This is a genomic window from Actinophytocola sediminis, from assembly GCF_054779715.1.
On sequence record NZ_BAAGXS010000016.1, the window covers coordinates 1 to 21248 of the forward strand.

Here is a 21248-nt window from a genome sequence, read left to right on the forward strand (position 1 = left end):
CTGGCGCGCCACCGCGCGGGCCTCGGCCGCCTCGGCGGTCTCCTGCCGGTCCAGCGCGGCGCTGAGCCGGGTGGCCTGGTCGGCGCGGACGCGGTCGACGAAGCCGGCGCCGTCGAGGAAAGCACCGGGGTCGGCGGCGGCCAGCAGCGCGCGGAGCCCGGACGGCTGGCCGAGCGAGGTGTACACGGCCGCCGAGTAGGCGTCCACGTCGGCCTGCTGGGCGGCGACGACCTCGTCGGCCCGTTCCCTGGCCACGCGGGCGGCGTTCGCGGCGCCGGTGGCCGAGGCCAGGTCGCGTTCGGCGTCGTGGATGCGCGCGGACAGGTCGCCGAGGTCGCGTTGCACGTCGGTGGCGGTCCGCTGGAGCTTGGCGACCTCCTGGTCGGCGAAGGCCGCGCCCGGCCGGGGGTCGGTCGGCGGTGCCCCCGGCGCGACCCCGGCCTCGACCTGGTCGCCGCCCGGCGGCTGCGCGCCGGCCGGCGGCGCCACGACAAGGACGGCGAGCACCAGCGCGACGCCAACCCCTACCCGCATCCGGCCGCCCCTTCTTCCCTGTCCGTAACAACGGCGTACCTGGGTCAGGGATGCGCCACCAGATCGGGTGAATCGCGGCTCAGGAGCGGCCCAGGCGCGCCAGCAGCACGGCGGAGGGCACCGGATGCGCGCCCCGGCGGCGAACCGAGTCGGCCACCGCGCGGTCGGAGGTCACCACGACCACCGGCCGCCCCTCCGGCTCGGCGGTCACCAGCGCGCGGATCACGTCGTCGGCCAGCACGCCGGGATCGCTGAACAGGACCCGCACGCCCCGGGGAGCGGTGGTCGGCACCGCGACCACCCCGGCGCCGTCGAAGACCAGCGTGACCTCGGCCGAGGTACGCGCGGCCAGCGCGGCCAGCTGCCGGATCAGCCGGTCGCGCTGGTCGGACAGGGACAGCTCCGGGTAGCCGGTCTTGGTCACGTTGTACCCGTCGACCACCAGATGCACCGACGGCAACGCGAGCAGCCGGTCCAGCGCGGCCGGGTCCTCCACCCGGCCGACCGAGCCGTGGGCCTCCGTCGCGCCGCGCACCAGGTCGGCCGGGCGCGGACCGGCGCCGCCGAGCGCGAGCTCGCGGCGCAGCCCGGTTACCGCGCCGTCGAGGGTGTCGACCAGCAGCGCGAGCCGGACCTCGTCGGCCTGGCGGGCCTCCCTGGCGGACTGGCGGGCGATGTCGGCGTCGGCCTCCGCGCGGCTGGCCCGTGCCCGCTCGGTCTCCGCCCGCTCGTGCTCCCGGTCGCGTTGCTCGGTCAGCGCCGCGACCCTGGCGGCCGTCTCGCCGTGCGCCCTGGCGATCTCCGAGCTGGCGCTGGCGGCCTCGTCCTTGGCCTCGCGAACCTTGACTCCCTGTTCGCGCAGGCGTTTGCGCAGCCGTTCCAGCTCGACGTCGGCCTCCTGCCTGGCCTTGGCCACCGCGTCCTGGACCGACTCCAGCTCACCGCGCAGCTTGGCCAACTCGCCCTCGGCCCGCTCCGCGCGCACGACGGCGGCGTCGCGCTGGGCACGTAAGGAGGCGTCGGATGCCCGGCGGGCGACCAGCTCGAGGTAGTGGCCCGCGGTGTCCTCGCCGAGCAGCACCGCGGCCGCGGCCACCGCGATCGGGTCCTCGCCGCTCAGGTCGAGCGCGGCCGGCCGGTTCTTGCGGCACCACTCGACCACCGCGGTCCGGAAGGCCATCGAGTCGCGCAGGTTCGCGATGATCGGCCCGCTGCCCAACCTGGCCCGCTTGGCCGGGGTGAACCGGGCGACCGCGCGCAGCTGCTGGGGGATGTCCACCGGCGGTAACGCGCCGATGGCGTCGGCGCCGAGCTCCGCGATCCGGGTACGCACCGCGTCCGGCAACGCCGTCCAGTCCACAGTGGACTGGACGGGCTCCGGGGAGTCCCCGAGCTCGTCCGGTCCGACCGGATGGAGTGACGGTGCCATCCCCCAAGGTTAGTCTGCTGGTCGCGGCGGCACTCGACGGCTTTCCCGGCCCGTTCTGTCGGTGCGCTCCGCTAGCTTGCCCGACCATGCCGAAGATGGATGGCCAGCTCGCCTTCGACGAGCTGGGCACTCCCCTGCGCTCGACCACGTTCGTGGTGTTCGACCTGGAGACCACCGGGGTCAGCGACGAGGACACGATCACCGAGTTCGGTGCGGTCAAGATCAGGGGCGGCGAGGTGCTCGGCGAGTTCGCCACGCTGGTCGACCCCGGCCGGGGCATCCCGCCGGAGGTCGTCTCACTGACCGGGATCACCGACGCGATGGTGCACGCCGCCCCGCGCCTGGACGCCGTGCTGCCCGCGTTCCTCGAGTTCGCGGCGGGCGCGGTGCTGGTCGCGCACAACGCGGGCTTCGACACCAACTTCGTCCGCAAGGCCTGCCTGCGCCACGGCTACCGGTGGCCCAAACCCACCGTTGTGTGCACCGTCCAGCTCGCCCGCCGGATGCTGACCAGGGACGAGGCGCCCAGCTGCCGGCTCTCGGCGCTGGCCGAGCTGTTCGGCGCGCGCACCAGGCCCAACCACCGGGCGCTGGCCGACGCGCGCGCCACCGTCGAGGTGTTCCACTCCCTGCTCGAGCGGGTCGGCTCGCTGGGCGTGCAGTCGCTCGAGGAGCTGCTCGACTACATCCCCGAGGTCACCCCCGAACAGCGCCGCAAACGCACCATGGCCGCCGACCTGCCCAGCTCGCCCGGGGTGTACCTGTTCCGGGGGCCGGGCGACGAGGTGCTCTACGTCGGCACCGCGAGCGACCTCAAACGGCGGGTCCGGCAGTACTTCACCGCGAGCGAGACCCGCCGCCGGCTGCGCGAGATGGTGGCCCTGGCCAGCCGGGTGGACCACATCGAGTGCGCGCACGCGCTGGAGGCGCAGGTGCGCGAGCTGCGGCTGCTCTCGGCGCACAAGCCCGCCTACAACCGGCGGTCGAAGAACCCTAAGCAGGCGTGGTGGCTCACGCTCACCGACGAGGCGTTCCCCCGGCTGTCGCTGGTGCGGGTGCCCCGCGAGGACGCGCTCGGCCCGTTCCGCTCCCGGGGTCTGGCCGAGGACGCGATGATCGCGCTGCAGGACGCCACCGGGCTGCGGCCGTGCACGGTCCGGATCCCGGCGCAGCGGGCCAACGCGCGGCCGTGCGCGCTGGCCGAGCTCGGCAAGTGCGCCGCGCCGTGCGCCGGACACCAGTCGGTCGACGACTACGCCGCCGCGCCGGTGGCCTTCCTCGGGCTGATCGCCGGGCGCCGGCTGGACCCGTTGCGGCGCCTGGCGAACCGGCTCACCGAGCTGGCCTCGGCACAGCGCTTCGAGCAGGCGGGTTTCGACCGCGACCGGATGCGGGTGCTCGTGCGCACGCTGGACCGGGGGCAGCGGCTGGCCGCGCTCGCGTCGGTGCCCGAGCTGATCGCGGCCCGGCCGGACGGCGACGGGGGCTGGGAGTTCGCCGTGGTGCGCCACGGCAGGCTCGCCTCGGCCGGGGTCGCCCGCCGCGGCGTGCCGCCGATGCGGGTGGTCGAGCTGCTGGCCGCGTCGGCCGAAACCGTGCTGCCCGGCCCCGGCCCGCTGCGGGGCGCGCCCGCCGAGGAGGTGGGCATCGTGCTGCGGTGGCTGGATCGACCGGGCACCAGGATGGTTCGATGCTCCCAGCCATGGGCCGAGCCGGCCATGGCCGCCGCGACCTGGCGCGGCTGGCTCGCCAGAGCCGACGCCGCACTGTCAACCCGAGCGGAGGTGCCCCGGTGAGTTTGGAACTCATCACCATGGGCCGGATCGGGGTGGATCTCTATCCCGAGCAGACCGGGGTCGGGCTGGCCGAGGTGACCTCGTTCGGCAAGTTCCTCGGGGGCAGCGCGGCCAACGTGGCGGTGGCCGCGGCGCGGCACGGGCGGCGCAGCGCGCTGATCAGCCGGACCGGCGAGGACCCGTTCGGCGACTACCTGCACCGGGCGCTGCGCGAGTTCGGGGTGGACGACCGGTTCGTCACCGGCGTGCCGGGGCTGCCGACGCCGATCACCTTCTGCGAGATCTTCCCGCCCGACCACTTCCCCATCTACTTCTACCGCTACCCCAAGGCACCGGACCTGGAGATCAACACCGCCGAGCTGGACCTGGACGCGATCAGCGCCGCGACGGTCTTCTGGGTCACGGTCACCGGCCTGTGCCAGGAACCGAGCCGCTCGGCCACCCTGGCCGCGCTGGCCGCCCGCCGGGCCGCCAACCCGGACGCGATCACCGTGCTCGACCTGGACTTCCGGCCGATGTTCTGGACCTCGCCCGCCGAGGCGACCCCCTGGGTGCGCGCCGCGCTCGCGCACGTCGACGTCGCCGTCGGCAACCTCGAGGAGTGCGCGGTCGCGGTCGGCGAACGATCGCCGGCCGACACCGCGACCGCGTTGCGGGACCTCGGCCTACGGCTCGCCGTGGTGAAGCAGGGACCGGCCGGCGTGCTGGCCGCCGACGACACCGGACAGGTGAGCGTGCCGCCGGTACCGGTCGAGGTGGTCAACGGGCTCGGCGCGGGCGACGCGTTCGGCGGCGCGCTGTGCCACGGCCTGCTCGCCGGCTGGGACACCGAACGGATCATGCGGTTCGCCAACACGGCCGGCGCCATCGTCGCCTCCCGGCTGTCCTGTTCGGGGGCCATGCCGACCACCCGGGAAGTCGAGGAGCTGATGTCCGATGGTGACTGACCGGATCGCCGGCCTCACCGCGCGGCGGGTGGCCGAACCCGGTGCGATCGGCGCGCTGGCCGCCGCCCGCACCCGCCGCCCGTCGCTGCTCGGGCCGACCGGCAAGGCGCTGGTCATCGCCGCCGACCACCCGGCCCGTGGCTCGCTGCGCGCCGGCGCGGACCCGCTGGCCATGGCCGACCGGGCCGAGCTGCTGCGCAGGCTGTGCGAGGCGCTGGCCCACCCGCTGGTCACCGGGGTACTCGGCACCGCGGACATCCTGGAGGACCTGCTGTTGCTCGACGCGCTGCACGGCGCGAGCGTGTTCGGCTCGATGAACCGCGGCGGGCTGGCGGGCGCGGCGTTCGAGATCGACGACCGGTTCACCGGCTACGACGCGCTGACCATCGCCAGGTTCGGGTTCGACGGCGGCAAGATGCTGCTGCGCGTCGACCTCGACGACGACCGGACCGCGCCCACGCTCGCGGCCTGCGCCGCCGCGGTCGGGGAGCTGGCCGACGGCGGGCTGGTCGCGATGGTGGAGCCGTTCGTGTCCCGCCGGGTCGACGGGGTGCTGCGCAACGACCTGTCGGTCGAGGCGGCCACCACCGCGCTGACCGTCGCCGCCGGCCTTGGCCACACCTCGGCCTACACCTGGCTGAAGGTGCCGGTGATCGGCGACGGCGGCGCGGACATGGCCAGGGTGCTGGCGGCCACCACGCTGCCGACGCTGCTGCTCGGCGGGGAGGTGGCCGCCGACGCCGAGGCCACCTACGCCCGCTGGGACCGGGCGCTGCGTCACCCGACGGTGTGCGGGCTGGTCGTCGGCCGGTCGCTGCTCTACCCGCCGGACGGCGACGTCACCAAGGCCGTGGACACCGCGGCGAGCCTGCTGTGACCCGAGGAGAGACCCGAGGAGAGACCCGAGGAGGGCCCACCGTGCGCCACCACCTGCCAGCGGGCTCGACAGGCGCCGACCGGGTGACGATCACGCCGGCGTCGGCCGGCTGGACCTACTCCGGGCTCGTGGTGCTCGACCTGGCGCCCGGCGAGTCGCGGACCGTGGTGACCGGCAAGGCCGAGACGCTCGTGCTGCCGTTGTCCGGCGGCTGCGTGGTGACCGTCGACGACCAGACCTTCGAGCTCACCGGCCGCGCGAACGTGTTCGCCGGCCCGTCCGACTTCGCCTACCTCCCTCGGGACGCGACCGCGGTGCTCACGTCCTCGGCGGGCGCGACGCTGGCCCTGCCGTCCTCGGTGTGCACGACCCGGCTGCCCGCACGGTACGGCCCGGCCGACGGCGTGCCGGTCGAGCTGCGCGGGGCCGGGCGGTGCAGCCGGCAGGTCAACAACTTCTGTACGCCGGACGCGTTCGGCGCGCAGAAACTGATCGCCTGCGAGGTGCTGACCCCCGGCGGGAACTGGTCGTCCTACCCGCCGCACAAGCACGACGAGGCCGGGCCGCACGAATCGGTGCTGGAGGAGATCTACTACTTCCAGGTGGCACCCGGCCCGGACGGTCCCGGCATCGGCTACCAGCGGGTGTACGCCTCGGCCGCGGGCGAGATCGACGTGCTGGCCGAGGTGCGCACCGACGACGTGGTGCTGATCCCGCACGGCTGGCACGGCCCGTCGATGGCCGTCCCCGGCTACGACCTGTACTACCTGAACGTCATGGCCGGCCCCGGCGCCGAGCGGGCCTGGCTGATCAGCGACGACCCGGCGCACACCTGGATCCGCGGCACCTGGGCCGATGAGCGGGTCGACCCCCGGTTGCCGTTCAGCCGGGGAAGTAGTCGTTGAACAACAGGTCGGCCACCTCGGTGACGGTGGTCCGGCCGGCGGCGAAACCGGCCTCGCCGTGCAGGTCGTTCATCACCGCCAGGGTGTAGCGCTCACCGTCGCCGACGAAGCCGACCGTGTTGGTCACCCAGCCGCCCTCCTCCTCCGACCAGCCGTCCTTGGTGCCCGGTTTGGCCTCCGGACCGGCGCCCCACACGCCCCACCGCTGCACGGCGTCCACCGAGCGCATCTCCTTGACGATGTAGGCGCGCTCGTCGGCGGGCAGCTTGGTCAGCACATGGGTCATCAGCCGGTCGAGGTCATCGGCGGTGCACTTCTGGAAGCCCCAGTACGGGTAGAAGTCGGTGAAGCCCGCCTGCGGCTTGAGTGACGTGAGGCCGTAGTTCGGGAAGTTGTCGTTGAACGACATGTGGTCCGTGCCCGCGTAGCGGTACCAGAGGGTGTCCGCCGCGCGGTCGTCGGAGGTGTGCAGCATCGCGCGGATCAGCCCCCGGTCGGCGGCCGACAGCTCGATCTCGCCCGCCCGGTCGCGGGTGAGCAGGTCGACCACCATCGCGAGCTTGATCGTGGACGCCGTCCAGGTCAGGTCGGCCGCGTGCTTGTTGCGCCACACCGCCCCGGTGCGCAGGTCGCGCACCACCACGCCGACGGTCCCCGGCCGGTCGGCGAGGTACCGCTCGACCTCGGCGAACCGCCCCCGCAACGTGCAGTCGAAGTCGGTCCTGGGGTCGGTGTTCGTGCAGGCCGGCGCCTCACGCGCCAGCGCGGACTGCGCCCGAGGAGCGGACGAACCGGACGAACATCCACCCAAGGCGACAAGGGCCGCCGCGACGAACGCGACGGCCCTTGTGCGAGTGACTGACCTCACCGCTACTTGGTCGTATCCTCTTCGCCCGCGGTCAACGCCGGACCGGCCTCGTCAGCGTCCCCGTGGCCGTGCTGCGCGGCCCGTGCCCTGGCCAGCGCCGCGGTCTCCTCCGGCGGGTCGGCTCGTAGCAGCGAGCCGGCGACCGGCTCACCGGCCGAGCCGAGCTTGTTCATCTTCTTCGGCACCGGACTGCCCTGGTACTCCAGCGGGATCGGGTGGCCGTGCTCGTCCACCGGGCCGAGCGGCTGGTGCACCTCGATGAACTCACCGTGCGGCAGCCGCTTGATGATGCCGGTCTCCACACCGTGCTCGAGCACCTGCCGGTCGGACCGCTGCAGGCCAAGACAGATCCGGTAGGTGATCGCGTACACCAGCGGCGGCGCGACCAACAGCCCGATTCTGCCGATCCAGGTGGTGGCGTTCAGCGAGATGTCGAACTTCTCCGCCAGCACGTCGTTGGCCGCCGAGAGCAGCGCCACCATGAAGAAGGTGATCGCCATCATGCCGAGGCTGGTGCGCACCGGCACGTCCCTCGGCCGCTGCAGCAGGTTGTGGTGCGCGTAGTCCTTGGTGAACTTGCGTTCCAGCCATGGATAGACCGCGGCGATGCCGACCAGCAGCGGCAGGCCGAACATGAACGGGAAGAACGGCGCGGGAATCGTGTAGTTCCCGAGATAGATCTCCCAGGCCGGCCATAGTCGGATCAGGCCGTCGGTCCATCCCATGTACCAGTCGGGCACCGTGCCGGCGGAGATGTGCGCCACGTTGTACGGGCCGAAGTTCCACACCGGGTTGATCTGGAACAACCCACCGATGAGCGCGATCACGCCGATGACCACGGCGGTGAAGCCACCGGCCTTCAGCGCGAAGGTCGGCATGATCCGGACGCCGACGACGTTGGTCTCCTTGCGCCGCACCCCGGGGAACTGGGTGTGCTTCTGGTACCACACGAGCCCGACGTGCACCGCGATCAGGGCCAGCAGGATGCCCGGGATCAACAGGATGTGCACGCCGTAGAGCCGGGGTATGACTTCCGTGCCGGGGAAGTCGCTGCCGAAGATCAACCAGTTGATCCAGGTACCGATGACCGGGATCGACAGCATCAGGCTGAACATGATCCGCAGCCCGGCGCCGGAGAGCAGGTCGTCGGGCAGCGAGTAGCCGGTGAAGCCCTCGACACAGGCCAGCGCGAAGATCAGCACGCCGATGACCCAGTTGGCCTCGCGCGGCCGGCGGAACGCACCGGTGAAGAACGTGCGGAACATGTGCACGACGATCGCCGAGATGAACAGCAGCGCCGACCAGTGGTGCACCTGCCGGACGAACAGGCCGCCCCGCACGTCGAAGGAGATGAACAGCGTCGACTCGTAGGCCCGCGACATCTCCACGCCGCGCAGGTTCACGAACGAACCCTGGTAGGTGACCTCGGCCATCGACGGGTCGAAGAACAGCGTCAGGTACGTGCCGGACAGCAGCAGGACGATGAAGCTGTAGAGCGCGACCTCGCCGAGCAGGAACGACCAGTGCGTCGGGAAGACCTTGTTCAGCTGCCGGCGCATGCCGCCGGCGGCATGGAACCGGTCGTCGACCCACTTGGCCGCACCACCCGCGGCGCGGATGGCCAGGTTGTCGGGCTTGGTAGGTGTCGTCAGTCCACTCATGACTTCCGCTCCCAGTACGCGGGACCGATCGGCTCGTTGAAGTCACCGGTCGAGATGAAGTAGCCGGTCTCCGGGTCCACGGTGATCGGCAGCTGGGCGAGCTTGCGGGTGGCCGGGCCGAAGACCGGCTTGGCGTACTCCAGCGCGTCGAACTGCGACTGGTGGCACGGGCACAGGATGCGGTTGCTGCGCTGCTCGAACAGCGAGGTCGGACAGCCGAGGTGGCTGCAGATCTTCGTGTACGCGTAGTAGTCGCCGTAGTTGTAGTCTTCCTGGCCCTCGTGCTTGATGACGCGCGCGGCGTCCTCGGGGCGCAGCCGGATCAACATGACTGGATTGTCCGCCCGGCGCAGCGCGTGCACCAGAGCGTCATGGTCATCGCGCTCCGACTCGCGGAACGGGAAGACCGTCTCCATGGCGCCAGCGTCCAGGTCCTCCGGCCGGACCAGCGCGACCTCGCCGGAGTCACCGGTGTCGCGGCGCAGGAAGACCTTCTCGTCGTCGCTGTGGTGCATCCACCCGGTGCGCAGCAGGCCTTCCTCGTTGGACGACTGCGCGTGCGGGTTGCGGATCAGGCCGCCGAGCGGCACCACCGTGATCGCCAGGCCCAGCACCCCGCCGCCGAACAGCAGCGAGCGCTTGACCAGCGGCCGGCGGGCGATCGTGCTGCGGTTGCCGGCGTCGGCGAACTGGGCGAGGATCGTCGCCTTGTCCAGCTCGGTCGACCCGCCGTCGTGCCGGTCCTGCACCGCGACCTCGTGCGGGATGAACCGGCGGGTGTACACGAGCACGCCGATCCCGACGGCCAGCACCGCGACACCCAGGGTGAGGCCGATGACCGGCGTGTAGAGGGAGTACATGAGGTGCCCGGGATCGTCGGGGGCCACGTACTTCGCCGGCCAGAAGATGAACGCCACGACGAAGGCGAGGCCGGCGAGACCGGACAGGCCGAACCAGAACGCGACCGCCCGCTCCGCCCGCTTCTCCGCGCGCGTGCCCTTGACCGGCCACGGGTCCGGGTACTCGACCATCTCGACGCCGTCGAGCTTCATGCCGAGCGTGGTCAGCTCGTCCCGATCCATCCTGGCGAGTTCTTCGTCGCTCGGCGTCGCCGGCTGGTGCTCCGGGTTTTCCGTGCTCATTGCTTTGCCCCGATCCACAAGGTGATGCCGAGCAGCGCGGCGATCCCCACAATGAAGCCGATCAAGCCCTCGGACTGCGGTCCGAGCCCACCGAGCGCGTTACCGCCGGGGTTGTTGTTCCCGTCGGTGACGGACTTGACGTACGCGATGATGTCCTTCTTCTCGGTCGGCGACAGCTGGCGCTCGGAGAAGCGCGGCATGCTGTCCGGACCGGCGAGCATGGCGGCGTACATCACGTCCTCGGTCACGTTGTCCAGCGCCGGCGCGTTCTTGCCCGAGGACAGCGCGCCACCGCGACCGGTGAAGTTGTGACACGACGCGCAGTTCAACCGGAACAGCTGGCCGCCGCGCGCGGGGTTGTCGCCCCGCAGCTCGGCGCCGGTCTCCTCCGGCATCTCCACGCCGCCACCGTTGGCCTCGATGAACGCCGAGACCTGCTCGATCTCCTCCGGCGTCAGCACCGGCGGCTTCTCCTTGGCCTGCGCGCCCTGCGCCACCGCCGGCATGCGGCCGGTCGAGGTCTGGAAGTAGACGGCGGCCTCGCCGATGCCGATCAGGCTCATGCCCCGGCCCTCGACGCCCTCGAGGTTCTGACCATGGCAGCTGATGCAGGTGGTGTTGTAGATCTGCTCACCCTGCCGCACCATGATCGGATCGTCCTGGGCCTGCGCGGTCTGCGGCTCCGGTACGAACACGCTGTACAGCGTGCCGACGCCGACCAGCGCGATGGCCAGCGCGAGCATGCCGGCCATGCGCCTCCGGAACTTCGAGCCAGCCCTGCGTTTCTTCATCATCTGTGCGGCAACCCCTGTGTCAGTTCGGGTTCTAGCAGTCGATCCGCCCGGCGTCACTTCACGAAGTAGATCACCGTGAACAGACCGATCCAGACGACGTCAACGAAGTGCCAGTAGTAGGACACGACGATGGCCGACGTCGCCTGCGCCGGGGTGAACTTGCTCATCTTGGTGCGCATGAGCAGGTACACGAACGCGATGAGGCCCCCGGTCACGTGCAGGCCGTGGAACCCCGTGGTCAGGTAGAAGACGGTCCCGTACGCCGAGGACGGGATGGTGGTGCCGTCCTGGATCAGCTGGTAGTACTCGTAGGCCTGCCCGAGCACGAAGACCGTGCCCATGACCAGGGTGATCGTGTACCACCGCCGTAGCCCGAACACGTCACCTCGCTCCGCCGCGAACACACCCAGCTGACAGGTGAGAGACGAGGCGACGAGGACGATCGTGACAGCCAGCGCGTACGGCACGTTGAGATGTGTCGGCTCCGGCGGCCAGTGCTCGGTCTCGTTCTGCGCCTTGACCGTGAAGAACATGGCGAATAGGCCGGCGAAGAACATCAGCTCGCTGGCCAGCCAGACGATCGTGCCGACGCTGACCATGTTCGGCCGGTTCAGCGAATGCACACGCTGGCTGATGGAGGGCGCTGCTGTCGTCACGCGGGCATTATTGCCTGCCCCGACGTGGTGCGACTGATCGGGTCCACGGCGCGCCCGGGTGTCCCGAGTGATCCACGAGCCGACGCGGGCACCTGATGCCGACCATGGTGTGCCGGATAGCATCTGGTCGTCGTGTCTGTGCCGTATTAGCGCTCTCCCGGAGGCCCCCATGAGCTCACCGCTGAAGATTCTGGTGTTCAGCCACCGGCCCGAGATCCGGGAGACGATTCTCACAGCTGTCGGTCGCCGGCCGGCCGCGGACATCGGGCGGGTCGACTACCAGGAGGCCGCCACCATCTCCGAGGTGCTGATGGAGATGGACAGCGGCACCGTCGACCTGGCGATTCTCGACGGCGAGTCCCAGCCGACCGGCGGCATCGGCCTGTGCCGCCAGCTCAAGAACGAGATCGACAACTGCCCGCCGATCGTCATCGCCATCCGGCGCAAGGACGACCGCTGGCTGGCGACCTGGTCACAGGCCGACGCGGTGATCGTGCACCCGCTCGACCCGCTGGCCGCCGCGGAGACCGTCGCCGACGTGCTGCGCAACCGGCAGCTACCCGTCTACCAGGGGTGATCGATCGTGAGCACGAGCGAACCGACCTGGCCGACGCTGCTCAACAGACTCGTGACGGGCGCTGACCTCGCCACCGCCGACACCTCCTGGGCGATGAACGAGATCATCTCCGGCAACGCCGGCCCGGCCCAGATCGGTGCGTTCGTGGTCGCGCTGCGGGCCAAGGGCGAGACCGCGGCCGAGGTCGCCGGCATGGCGGAGGCGATGCTCGCCAGGGCTCGTCGAGTCCGGCTCGAGCGGCCCGCGACCGACGTCGTCGGCACCGGCGGCGACCAGGCGGGCACGGTGAACATCTCCACGATGAGCGCGCTGGTCACCGCGGCCGCCGGGGTCCCGGTGGTCAAGCACGGCAACCGCGCGGCGTCGTCCAAGTGCGGCGCGGCCGACGTGCTGGAGTCGCTCGGCGTGGCCATCGACCTGTCCCCGGCCTCGGTGCTCGAGTGTGTGACCACGGTGGGCATCGGTTTCTGCTTCGCCCCCGCCTACCACCCCGGGTTCCGGCACGCGGGGCCGGTCCGCAGGGAGATCGGCATCCCGACGGCGTTCAACATCCTCGGCCCACTGACCAACCCGGCGCAGCCGACGTCGGCGCTGGTCGGCTGTGCGAACGAGCGCCTCGCGCCGGTCGTGGCGCAGGTGCTGGCCGACCGCGGCTACAGCGTCCTGGTCGTGCGCGGCGACGACGGCCTGGACGAGATCACCACGACCACCACCACGACGGCGTGGTTGGTGACCAACGGCACGGTGCGGGTGGACCGGATCGACCCGGCCCGGCTGGAGATCCCCACGAGCACGCCGGGCGACCTGGTCGGCGGGGACGCGGCGACCAACGCGACCGCGCTGCGCGCCCTGGTCGCCGGCGTGCCCGGCCCGATCCGCGACACCGTGGTGCTGAACGCGGCGGGCGCGATCGCGGCCTTCACCGGCTTCTCCGGCGACCTGCACGCCGACCTGGCGACCGCGATGACGCGCGCCCGCCAGGCCATCGACGACGGTGCCGTCGCCGAGCTGCTCGACCGGTGGGCCGCGCTGTCGACCACGCTGCGCGCGCGCGACGAGGAGGCGGCCCCCGTCGGCTGACGGTCCCCGAACGACAAGGAACCCCGCGAGCCGATGGCCCGCGGGGTTCTTCGTGTCGTTTGTGTCAGTCGGTGGCGTTGGGCCGTGTGTGGTACTCGAAGACCAGGCCGCCGATGGTGAGCAGCACCAGCACCAGTCCGATCACCAGCAGCCACACCTGCCAGAACGCGAGTGCGATGGCCGCGACTCCGCCGGCGGCGGCGATGCCGACCGGCCAGTACGAGCCGGCGCTGAAGAAGCCGATCTCCCCGGCGCCGTCGCTGATCTCGGCTTCCGGGTTGTCCTCCGGCCTGCGCTCCACCCGGCGGGCGACGAAGTGGAAGTACGAGCCGATGATCAGCGAGAGCCCACCGGTCAGGATGAGCCCGACGAGACCGACCGGCTCCTGCGCCCAGATCCCGTAGACGATCGCCGCGATGAAGAAGAACGCGGTCGTCACGTCGAAGAGCCTGGCTTCGACCTTCATGCTGTCCTCACTCTCGCGGGCCTGGCGACACTCAGTTCGACGAAGTACGGGCCGTGCGGTCCGTGTCGACCGGGATGGTGGTGTTGGCGGTCGGGCTGCACAGCTCACCGCAGCTCGGGTCGTCCCGGCCCATCTCCGCGAGCGCCTCGGCCGCCGTGTACGGCTGGCCGGTCTCCTCGTTCAGGCTCCGCCGCAGGACCATGTACTGGTCGAACCGTTCCGGGCTCACCGCGCGAACCTCGAAGTTCATCGCGGAGTGGTAGGTCCCACACAGCTCGGCGCACCGACCGACGAACGAGCCCTCTTCCTGGATGGTGTTCTGGAACGTGTTGTCCTGGTTGTTCTTCTCCGGGTGCGGGAACACGTCCCGCTTGAAGTTGAACTCCGGCACGAAGAACGAGTGGATGACGTCGCGGCCACGCAGCTCGTAGTGGATCTGGCTGTCGGTCGGCAGCACCAGCAGCGGGATCTCGGTGGCACTGCCGGTGGTGTTGACCAGCGGGCCCTCCGGCGTGCGCGGCCGGACCTCGTCGCCGCTGGCGTCGGTGTAGGTCTCGTACTCGAACTGCCAGTTCCACTGGAAGGCGAGCACGTTGACGTGGACGTCGACGTCCTCCGGCGCTTCCTCGGCCAGCACGTAGTTCTGGGTGGTCATCGTGAAGTAGAAGAGCACCACCACGACGACCGACGGGATGCCGGTGTAGATCCACTCCAGGAAGTGGTTGTACTGGAACTGCTTTGGCAGCTTGTCGCCCCGCTTGCGGTGCGCGATGACCGGCCACAGGATCAGCGCCCACACCAGCACGCCGACGATCAGCGACGCGATCACCGTCCACGTCCAGAACTCCCGCATGCGGTCGGCCTGCGGGGTGACCCCGTCCGGCCAGCCGAAGTTCAACACGTCGCCGGCGGTACAACCGGACAGGGTGAGGGAAGCCAGCCCGGCCAGGACAGCCAGACCAGCCACCCGCTTGGCCGGCGTGCGCCTCTTGTCGCCCACTGCGCGCCCCTCCTCAGACATCCCTTGATCTAGGTCGGGAGCCTAGCCGAGCGGCGGAGGCCACACCGCGTCGGGCCGACCGTGATACTTCCCGCCATACTTGGACCCGACGAGCACTCGACGCGAGAGGTTGTGCCGAAGACGTGTGCGGTCTGCTTGGCCTTGTCTGCCCCACCGAAGCCGATGCCAGCGCGAGCCGGGAGGCGGTGGCGGCGGCGATGCGCTGCCAGCGACACCGTGGCCCCGACGAGAGCGGTACCTGGGCCGGTGACGAGGTCGTGTTCGGCTTCAACCGGCTGTCGATCATCGACGTCGACAACTCCCACCAGCCGCTGCACTGGAGCCCGGAAGGGGTCCAGGAGCGCTACACGCTGCTGTTCAACGGGGAGATCTACAACTACCTGGAGCTGCGCCAGGAGCTGATCGAGCAGCACGGCGCGACCATGCGCACCCACGGCGACGGCGAGGTCATCGTCGCGCTGTACCACTACCTCGGCCCGGCCGCGGTGTCCAAGCTGCGCGGCATGTTCGCGTTCCTGATCTGGGACTGGCGCAGGCGGGTGGTGTTCGGCGCGCGGGACCCGTTCGGGATCAAGCCGCTGTTCTACTCGGCCGGTCCCGGCGGGGTGGCGTTCTCGAGCGAGAAGAAGTCGCTGCTCGAGTTGGCGCATCGGCTGCGGGTGCCGGCCACGCTCGACCGCACCGCGCTGCAGCACTACCTGACCCTGCAGTACGTGCCCGAGCCGGAGACGCTGCACCAGGAGGTGCGCCGGATCGAGTCCGGCACGTCGTTCACCATCTCCCCCGGCGGCCGGCTGACCACCGACCGGTACTTCTTCCACACGTTCCGCCCCACCGCGGTGCGCGGCAAGGAGGGCCAGGAGCGGCTCTACGACCAGATCGCCAACGTCATGCGGGACTCGGTCGCCAAGCACATGCGCGCCGACGTGACCGTCGGCGCGTTCCTGTCCGGCGGCATCGACTCGACCGCCATCGCCGCGCTGGCCCGCGAGCACAACCCGAACCTGGTCACGTTCACCACCGGCTTCGAGCGCGAGGGCTACTCGGAGGTCGACGTCGCGGCCGAGTCCGCGGCCGCGATCGGGGTCAAGCACGTGGTCCGCACGATCAGCGCCCAGGAGATGATGGAGGCCTTACCGCTGATCATCTGGTACCTCGACGACCCGGTGGCCGATCCGGCGCTGGTGCCGTTGTGGTTCATCGCCCGCGAGGCGCGCCGGCACGTGAAGGTGGTGCTGTCCGGCGAGGGCGCCGACGAGCTGTTCGGCGGCTACACCATCTACCGCGAGCCGTTGTCGCTGGCCGCGTTCGAGAAGGTGCCGGGCGCGCTGCGGCGGGCGATGGGCTCGCTGTCCACGAAGATCCCCGAGGGCACGCGCGGCAAGGACCTGCTGCGGCGGGGCGCGCTGGACCTCGAGCACCGCTACTACGGCAACGCGCGGATCTTCCGGGACGACCAGATGCGGGCGGTGCTGCGCACGTTCGACCCGGCGGTCGGGCACACCGACGTGACGGCCGGGCCGTACCGGGAGTCACTGGGCTGGGACCCGGTCACCCGGATGCAGCACGTCGACCTGTTCACCTGGCTGCGCGGGGACATCCTGGTCAAGGCGGACAAGGTGACCATGGCGAACTCGCTGGAGCTGCGGGTGCCGTTCCTGGACACCGAGGTGTTCAAGGTGGCCGCCCGCATCCCGCTCGAGGAGAAGGTCACCAAGGAGACCACCAAGTACGCGCTGCGCCAGGCGTTGCGCCAGATCGTGCCGGCGCACGTGCTCAACCGGCGCAAGCTCGGGTTCCCGGTGCCGATCCGGCTGTGGCTGCGCGACGAGATGTACGACTGGGCGCGCCAGATCGTGCTCAAGTCGCAGACCGACGAGGAGATCGACAAGAACGCGGTGCTGCGGCTGTTGGAGGAGCACCGGGCGGGCACGCTCGACCACAGCAGGCGGATCTGGGCGTTGCTGGTCTTCATGATCTGGCACGGGATCTTCATCGAGGGCACGGTGCCCATCCGGGTGCCGGAGCCGCACTACCCGGTTCGGTTGTGACCTCGGGCGCTCACCGCCGGAAGCGCCAGGTCTTGCTGTCGAAGGCGACGCAGACGCTGGGTGAGAGCACCACGACGCGCAGCGTGCCGTCGCGTTCGTCGTAGTCGATGCCCTCGGTCTCGAACTCCCCCTGGCAGGCGCTTTCCAGGGGGAGTTGACCGAGGGCGGTGACCGTGCCGGCCACGTCGGTGGCCCCCGCCGGGGCGGCGAGGTCCACCTGGAGCAGGGGCTTGGTCATGCCGAACAGGTCGCCTGCCGGGTCGTTGGACGAGCACAGCAGCTGGCGGTCGGTGACGAAGTCGCAGCCCTGGATGTCGCGCACCTGGCGGTCGAGCCGGATCGCCGAGCTGTAGGGCAGGTTCTGCCCAGGGTCGGGGTGGGCGATGCCGGGCATGGGGTGGACCAGCAGGCGGTCGGTGGTGCCCCACTCGCCGGCCAGCAGCCAGCGGCCGTCCGGGGAGACGGCGGCGAAGGAGTTGTTCGTCGCCTCCCACGACTCCAGGGCATGGGTGTACTCGGCCCACGAGCCGTCCGGCGCCTCGACCCGGAACAGCTTCGCGCCGCGGTCGTCGCGTTGGTAGGGCTCGACGTAGTAGCCGTGGCCGGCGCCGGGGTCGCCGACGTGGTTCCAGCCACGCGCGGCCAGGCCCGGCGGGATGGTGGCGATGCCGGTGTAGCGGACGACGGTCCCGCCTGGCCGTTCGATCACGGCCAGGCCCTGGGACTCGTCCAGCGGCCGCGCGACGTCCGAACCGATCGGACGCCACGGACCGGTGGCTGAGGCGACTCCGGTGAACAGCAGGAGCAGGGCAGCGGCGACGATGAGTGCTCGCATGTACTCACAGCTACCAGATGGCCACGCCCAGCGGTAGCTACGGGAGTACGGGAACGATCTCCTCGACGGCTTCTGGACCGTAGGCGGCGCCGATGCGCTGCACCGCCTGTGCCCGGTCGAAGGTCCACTCCTGCGTGCCGATCGTCTCCAGGACCAGCACCGCGAGGTAGGACCCGAGCTGGGCCGACCGCTCGAGGCCGAGGCCCTTCTCCAGACCGGTCAGCAGGCCGGCACGGAACGCGTCACCCACACCGGTGGGGTCGGCCTTCACCGTCTCGGGGACCGCCTTGACGGTGATCGACGTGCCGTCCTTCTGGACGATCTCGGCACCGTTCTCGCCGAGGGTGGTGATCCGGACGCCGACCCGGTCGTGCACCTCGCGCTCGGTCCACCCGGTCTTGCGGCGCAGCAGCTCCCACTCGTAGTCGTTGCTGAACAGGTAGTCCGCGCCCTGCACGAACGCCCGGATCTGCGCGCCGTCCATCCTGGCCAGCTGCTGGGACGGGTCGACGGCGAACCGGTAGCCGCGCTGACGGCACTCGTCGGCGTGGCGCAGCATCGCCTCCGGGTCGTCCGGGCTGATCAGCACGAGGTCGAAGCCGCCGATCTGGTCGGCGATCGGCTTCAGCTCGATCAGCCGGGCCTCGGACATGGCCCCGGCGTAGAACGACGCGATCTGGCACATCTCGTCGTCGGTGGTGCAGACGAACCTGGCGGTGTGCGCGGTCTCCGACACGTGCACCCCGGCGCAGTTCACGCCGTGACGCTCCAGCCAGGACTGGTAGTCACCGAAGTCGTCGCCAACCGCGCCGACCAGTACCGGGGACGCGCCGAGCACGCCCATGCCGAACGCGATGTTGGCGCCGATCCCACCGCGCCGGACGACCAGGTCGTCGACGAGGAAGCTCAGCGAGATCCGATGGAGCTGCTCAGCGACCAACTGCTCGCTGAATTTGCCTGGGAAATGCATGAGGTGGTCGGTTGCGATGCTTCCGGAGACGGCGACGGGCACGAGGGCTTCCCCTGTCTGGTTGTCGTCAGGTGGAGGAGCGATAAGAATACCGTTGGGTAATAGTGCGGTGGCAGTGTGCTCCACCTAGGTTCGACCATGTGCACATCACGGACTCAGAGACAATGGACGAGCTGATCGCGGACTGCTCCGCGATCCCCGCTCCGCCGAGGCCGAGCGCGCGCGAGCTGCCAGACACCCCACCGCCATGGACGGTCGACGACGCCTGCTACGCGCAGGTCGACCAGCTCGACGAGTACGTCTGAGCTGGACCAACCGCAACACAGCGAAACGGGGCCCTGCCGGGCCCCGTTTCGGGTGTCAGCTCGTCAGTGGAACGAGTCGCCGCAGGCGCACGACCCACCGGCGTTGGGGTTGTCGATGGTGAACCCCTGCTTCTCGATCGAGTCGACGAAGTCGATGGTGGCGCCCTGGACGTACGGGGCGCTCATCCGGTCGACCGCGACCTTGAGGCCACCGAAGTCACGGAACAGGTCGCCATCGAGCGTGCGGTCGTCGAAGAACAGCTGGTAGCGCAGCCCAGCGCAGCCCCCAGGCTGGACGGCGATGCGCAGATGCATGTCATCGCGGCCTTCCTGGTCCAGCAGGGCCTTGGCCTTGCTGGCCGCGGCGTCGGACAACGTCACCTCATGGGTCTCCGTCGCCGTGGTGTTCTCCTGTGCGGTCGTCATGGTTCTCCCTCGACCTCGGACTCCTAGTACCTGTGGACAACCGGAATCGTCCGCCTTTTCTTCCACCCATGGTCGCACACGTCGCTGGAGGCGCGGTGTTACCGGCGCCACTGTGCCGAGACGTGCTTGGCCAGGGCGCCGAGCGTGCCCGCCGGGTCGGCCAGCGACGCCTCGGCCGAGCCGACGTGCTCGGCCACCGAGTAGGCGACATCCACCCCGGCCGACGCCGCCCGCCGCCGGCCGACGCTGACCACGCCGGCGAGCACGACACAGGGGACTCCCCGCTCGGCCGCCGCGCCGGCCACGCGGGTGACCAGCTTGCCCCGCAGTGACTGGAAGTCGAAGCTGCCCTCGCCGGTGATCACCAGCTGGGCCTGGTCGAACGCGGCGTCCAGGCCGGTCAGCCGGCGCACCACCCCTGCGCCGGACTCCACCGACGCCCCGAGCGCGATCAGCGCCGCGCCGAGGCCACCGGCCGCGCCGGCGCCCGGCACGTTCCGCACGTCCCGGTCGGCCAGCTCGGCGAGCAGGTCCGCCCAGCGGGTCAGCGAGCGCTCCAACCGGCGGACGGCCAGGTCGTCGGCGCCTTTCTGCTGGCCGAAGACCCTGGCCGCGCCGAGCTTGCCGAGCAGCGGGTTCTCCACGTCGGAGGCGGCGACCAGGGTGATGTCCCCCAGATCGACCTGGCCACCGAGGCGGGCGGCGTCGACCAGCGGCCCGCCGCCGGGCGGCAGCTCCTCGCCGTCGGCGTCGACCGGTCCGGCGCCGAGGGCGTGCAGCATGCCGGCGCCGCCGTCGGTGGTCGCCGAACCGCCGAGACCGATGACGATCGTGTGCACGTTGGCCTTGACCGCGTCGGCGATCAGCTCGCCGACGCCGAAGGTGGTCGCGGCCAGCGCGTCCCGGTCCTCCTTCGGCACCAGGTGCAGGCCGCACGCCTGGGCGCACTCGAGGTAGGCGGTGCCATCGTGCTCGAGCCAGACCGCCTCGACCCGCGCGCCGCGCGGTCCGGTGACCGAGAGCTCGTGGAGCTGGCCGTCCAGGCCCGCGGCCAGCACGTCGACGAAGCCGGGGCCGCCGTCGGCCAGTGGGCAGAGGGTGAGCTCGTCGTCCGGCGCGCCATCGCGCCAGCCAGCGGCGATGGCCTCGGCGGCCTCCGGCGCGGTCAACGTCCCACCGAAGCAGTCAGGAGCGATCAGGACCCGCATGGTCAAAGACTAGTTGGGTTTCCCTTACGCTCTCCCCCGTGAGGTTCCTTCGCCGCAAAGACGCCGCTGACAGCGCCGACTCCGAGATCGACGTCACCGACGACGCTGCGGTGGAGGACGTCCGGAAGAGCCATACCCCCGGCAAGGGCCGGCCGACGCCCAAGCGGCGCGAGGCCGAGCAGCGCAAGCGTGGCCCGGTCGCGCCGCCGCCACGCACCACCCGCGAGGCGATGAAGCGGGCGCGGGGCAACAAGGAGGAACGCAAGGCGCTCACCGCCAAGCGCCGGGAGATGCGCGTCAAGCAGCGCGAACGCATGATGGCCGGCGACGAGCAGTACCTGATGCCGCGCGACCGGGGTCCGGTCAAGAGCTACATCCGCGACCTGGTGGACGCCAAGCGCAACCTGCTCGGGCTGTTCATGCCGCTCGCGGTCGTGATCTTCGTGGCGCTGCTGTTCCCGAACCCGCAGGTGCAGAGCCTGACCACGCTGTTCTGCCTGCTGATGCTGGTCGCGATGATCATCGAGGGCATCCTCATGGGCAGGCGGATCGCCCGGCTGGCGCGGGCGCGGTTCCCCAAGGAGTCGATCCGCGGCCTGTCGGTCGGCTGGTACTCGTTCATCCGGGCCTCCCAGCTGCGCAAGCTGCGCGTGCCCAAGCCGAAGGTCCGCCCCGGCGACAAGGTGTGACTCTCCATTCG

Annotated in this window: 21 protein-coding genes and 1 pseudogene; 9 read left to right on the top strand and 13 right to left on the bottom strand. The window is 70.8% G+C overall.

The annotated features are described in order from the left end of the window. Positions 1-534, bottom strand: a pseudogene (locus tag ACYVIP_RS08555) (D-alanyl-D-alanine carboxypeptidase family protein); the annotation flags it as partial. Between the two features lie 79 nt (positions 535-613). After that, entirely contained in the window at positions 614-1963 is a 1350-nt protein-coding gene (locus ACYVIP_RS08560; protein WP_460393885.1) for an NYN domain-containing protein, read from the bottom strand. An 86-nt stretch (positions 1964-2049) separates the two neighbouring features. On the opposite strand from ACYVIP_RS08560, the gene ACYVIP_RS08565 reads away from it, so the two are divergent. From ACYVIP_RS08565 to iolB, 4 genes are read left to right on the top strand one after another with little or no spacing between them, the layout of a single operon-like run. Next, positions 2050-3759, top strand: coding sequence for a DEDD exonuclease domain-containing protein (locus tag ACYVIP_RS08565; protein WP_460393887.1), 1710 nt, complete (start codon positions 2050-2052; stop codon positions 3757-3759). Next, a complete protein-coding gene (iolC, locus tag ACYVIP_RS08570) occupies positions 3756-4706 on the top strand; it encodes a 5-dehydro-2-deoxygluconokinase (RefSeq protein WP_460393889.1) in 951 nt (316 codons plus the stop codon). The genes ACYVIP_RS08565 and iolC overlap by 4 nt, the downstream gene beginning before the upstream one ends. Beyond that, positions 4696-5583 carry a Cgl0159 family (beta/alpha)8-fold protein gene (locus tag ACYVIP_RS08575; RefSeq protein WP_460393891.1) on the top strand — a complete coding sequence of 296 codons (888 nt, stop codon included), beginning with the start codon at positions 4696-4698 and terminating at the stop codon, positions 5581-5583. Before iolC ends, ACYVIP_RS08575 begins: the two co-directional genes overlap by 11 nt. Positions 5584-5624: 41 nt before the next feature. Then, complete coding sequence (gene iolB / locus ACYVIP_RS08580; protein WP_460393893.1) at positions 5625-6488, top strand: 5-deoxy-glucuronate isomerase; 864 nt, start codon at positions 5625-5627, stop codon at positions 6486-6488. On the opposite strand, the gene ACYVIP_RS08585 is transcribed toward iolB, so the two are convergent. Genes ACYVIP_RS08585 through ctaE form a run of 5 tightly spaced genes read right to left on the bottom strand, consistent with a single transcriptional unit; the run spans position 6466 to position 11609 of the window. Next, positions 6466-7299, bottom strand: a complete 834-nt coding sequence (locus tag ACYVIP_RS08585; RefSeq protein WP_460393895.1) for a serine hydrolase — start codon at positions 7297-7299, stop codon at positions 6466-6468. The two genes, iolB and ACYVIP_RS08585, sit on opposite strands and share 23 nt — an antisense overlap. Positions 7300-7358: 59 nt before the next feature. Beyond that, the gene (qcrB, locus tag ACYVIP_RS08590) at positions 7359-9017 is read right to left on the bottom strand and encodes a cytochrome bc1 complex cytochrome b subunit (RefSeq protein WP_460393897.1); all 1659 of its coding nucleotides are present in this window, start codon (positions 9015-9017) and stop codon (positions 7359-7361) included. After that, positions 9014-10159, bottom strand: coding sequence for a cytochrome bc1 complex Rieske iron-sulfur subunit (gene qcrA / locus ACYVIP_RS08595; RefSeq protein ID WP_460393899.1), 1146 nt, complete (start codon positions 10157-10159; stop codon positions 9014-9016). The genes qcrB and qcrA overlap by 4 nt, the downstream gene beginning before the upstream one ends. Next, positions 10156-10953, bottom strand: coding sequence for a cytochrome bc1 complex diheme cytochrome c subunit (qcrC, locus tag ACYVIP_RS08600; RefSeq protein WP_460393901.1), 798 nt, complete (start codon positions 10951-10953; stop codon positions 10156-10158). The genes qcrA and qcrC overlap by 4 nt, the downstream gene beginning before the upstream one ends. A 53-nt stretch (positions 10954-11006) precedes the next feature. Further along, entirely contained in the window at positions 11007-11609 is a 603-nt protein-coding gene (gene ctaE, locus ACYVIP_RS08605) for an aa3-type cytochrome oxidase subunit III (protein ID WP_460393903.1), read from the bottom strand. A gap of 169 nt (positions 11610-11778) precedes the next feature. Between ctaE and ACYVIP_RS08610 the strand changes: the two genes are divergently transcribed. Together ACYVIP_RS08610 and trpD are read left to right on the top strand one after the other, a co-directional pair. Then, on the top strand, positions 11779-12186 hold the full coding sequence (locus ACYVIP_RS08610; RefSeq protein ID WP_460393905.1) for a response regulator transcription factor: 408 nt from the start codon (positions 11779-11781) through the stop codon (positions 12184-12186). Between the two features lie 6 nt (positions 12187-12192). Continuing rightward, positions 12193-13266, top strand: coding sequence for an anthranilate phosphoribosyltransferase (gene trpD / locus ACYVIP_RS08615; RefSeq protein ID WP_460393907.1), 1074 nt, complete (start codon positions 12193-12195; stop codon positions 13264-13266). A 64-nt stretch (positions 13267-13330) separates the two neighbouring features. On the opposite strand, the gene ACYVIP_RS08620 is transcribed toward trpD, so the two are convergent. Beyond that, the gene (locus ACYVIP_RS08620) at positions 13331-13732 is read right to left on the bottom strand and encodes a cytochrome c oxidase subunit 4 (protein WP_460393909.1); all 402 of its coding nucleotides are present in this window, start codon (positions 13730-13732) and stop codon (positions 13331-13333) included. A 31-nt stretch (positions 13733-13763) separates the two neighbouring features. Then, positions 13764-14753 (bottom strand): aa3-type cytochrome oxidase subunit II, encoded by a 990-nt coding sequence (gene ctaC, locus ACYVIP_RS08625; RefSeq protein ID WP_460393911.1) that lies wholly within the window; start codon positions 14751-14753, stop codon positions 13764-13766. A gap of 122 nt (positions 14754-14875) precedes the next feature. Here ctaC and asnB point away from each other — a divergent pair, with 122 nt between their 5' ends. Next, entirely contained in the window at positions 14876-16804 is a 1929-nt protein-coding gene (asnB, locus tag ACYVIP_RS08630; RefSeq protein ID WP_460393913.1) for an asparagine synthase (glutamine-hydrolyzing), read from the top strand. Positions 16805-16814: 10 nt separating this feature from the next. Here asnB and ACYVIP_RS08635 read toward each other — a convergent pair whose 3' ends face one another. Together ACYVIP_RS08635 and ACYVIP_RS08640 are read right to left on the bottom strand one after the other, a co-directional pair. After that, positions 16815-17639 (bottom strand): hypothetical protein, encoded by an 825-nt coding sequence (locus ACYVIP_RS08635; protein ID WP_460393915.1) that lies wholly within the window; start codon positions 17637-17639, stop codon positions 16815-16817. Between the two features lie 37 nt (positions 17640-17676). Continuing rightward, a complete protein-coding gene (locus tag ACYVIP_RS08640; protein ID WP_460393917.1) occupies positions 17677-18609 on the bottom strand; it encodes a carbohydrate kinase family protein in 933 nt (310 codons plus the stop codon). Positions 18610-18773: 164 nt separating this feature from the next. Between ACYVIP_RS08640 and ACYVIP_RS08645 the strand changes: the two genes are divergently transcribed. After that, positions 18774-18914 (top strand): hypothetical protein, encoded by a 141-nt coding sequence (locus ACYVIP_RS08645; protein WP_460393919.1) that lies wholly within the window; start codon positions 18774-18776, stop codon positions 18912-18914. 63 nt (positions 18915-18977) lie between these two features. On the opposite strand, the gene ACYVIP_RS08650 is transcribed toward ACYVIP_RS08645, so the two are convergent. Both ACYVIP_RS08650 and ACYVIP_RS08655 read right to left on the bottom strand, forming a co-directional pair. Next, positions 18978-19340, bottom strand: coding sequence for a HesB/IscA family protein (locus ACYVIP_RS08650; RefSeq protein ID WP_460393921.1), 363 nt, complete (start codon positions 19338-19340; stop codon positions 18978-18980). Between the two features lie 98 nt (positions 19341-19438). Next, positions 19439-20548, bottom strand: coding sequence for a glycerate kinase family protein (locus ACYVIP_RS08655; protein ID WP_460393923.1), 1110 nt, complete (start codon positions 20546-20548; stop codon positions 19439-19441). Between the two features lie 38 nt (positions 20549-20586). Between ACYVIP_RS08655 and ACYVIP_RS08660 the strand changes: the two genes are divergently transcribed. Then, entirely contained in the window at positions 20587-21237 is a 651-nt protein-coding gene (locus ACYVIP_RS08660) for a DUF3043 domain-containing protein (RefSeq protein ID WP_460393925.1), read from the top strand. The last annotated feature ends 11 nt before the right edge of the window (positions 21238-21248 follow it).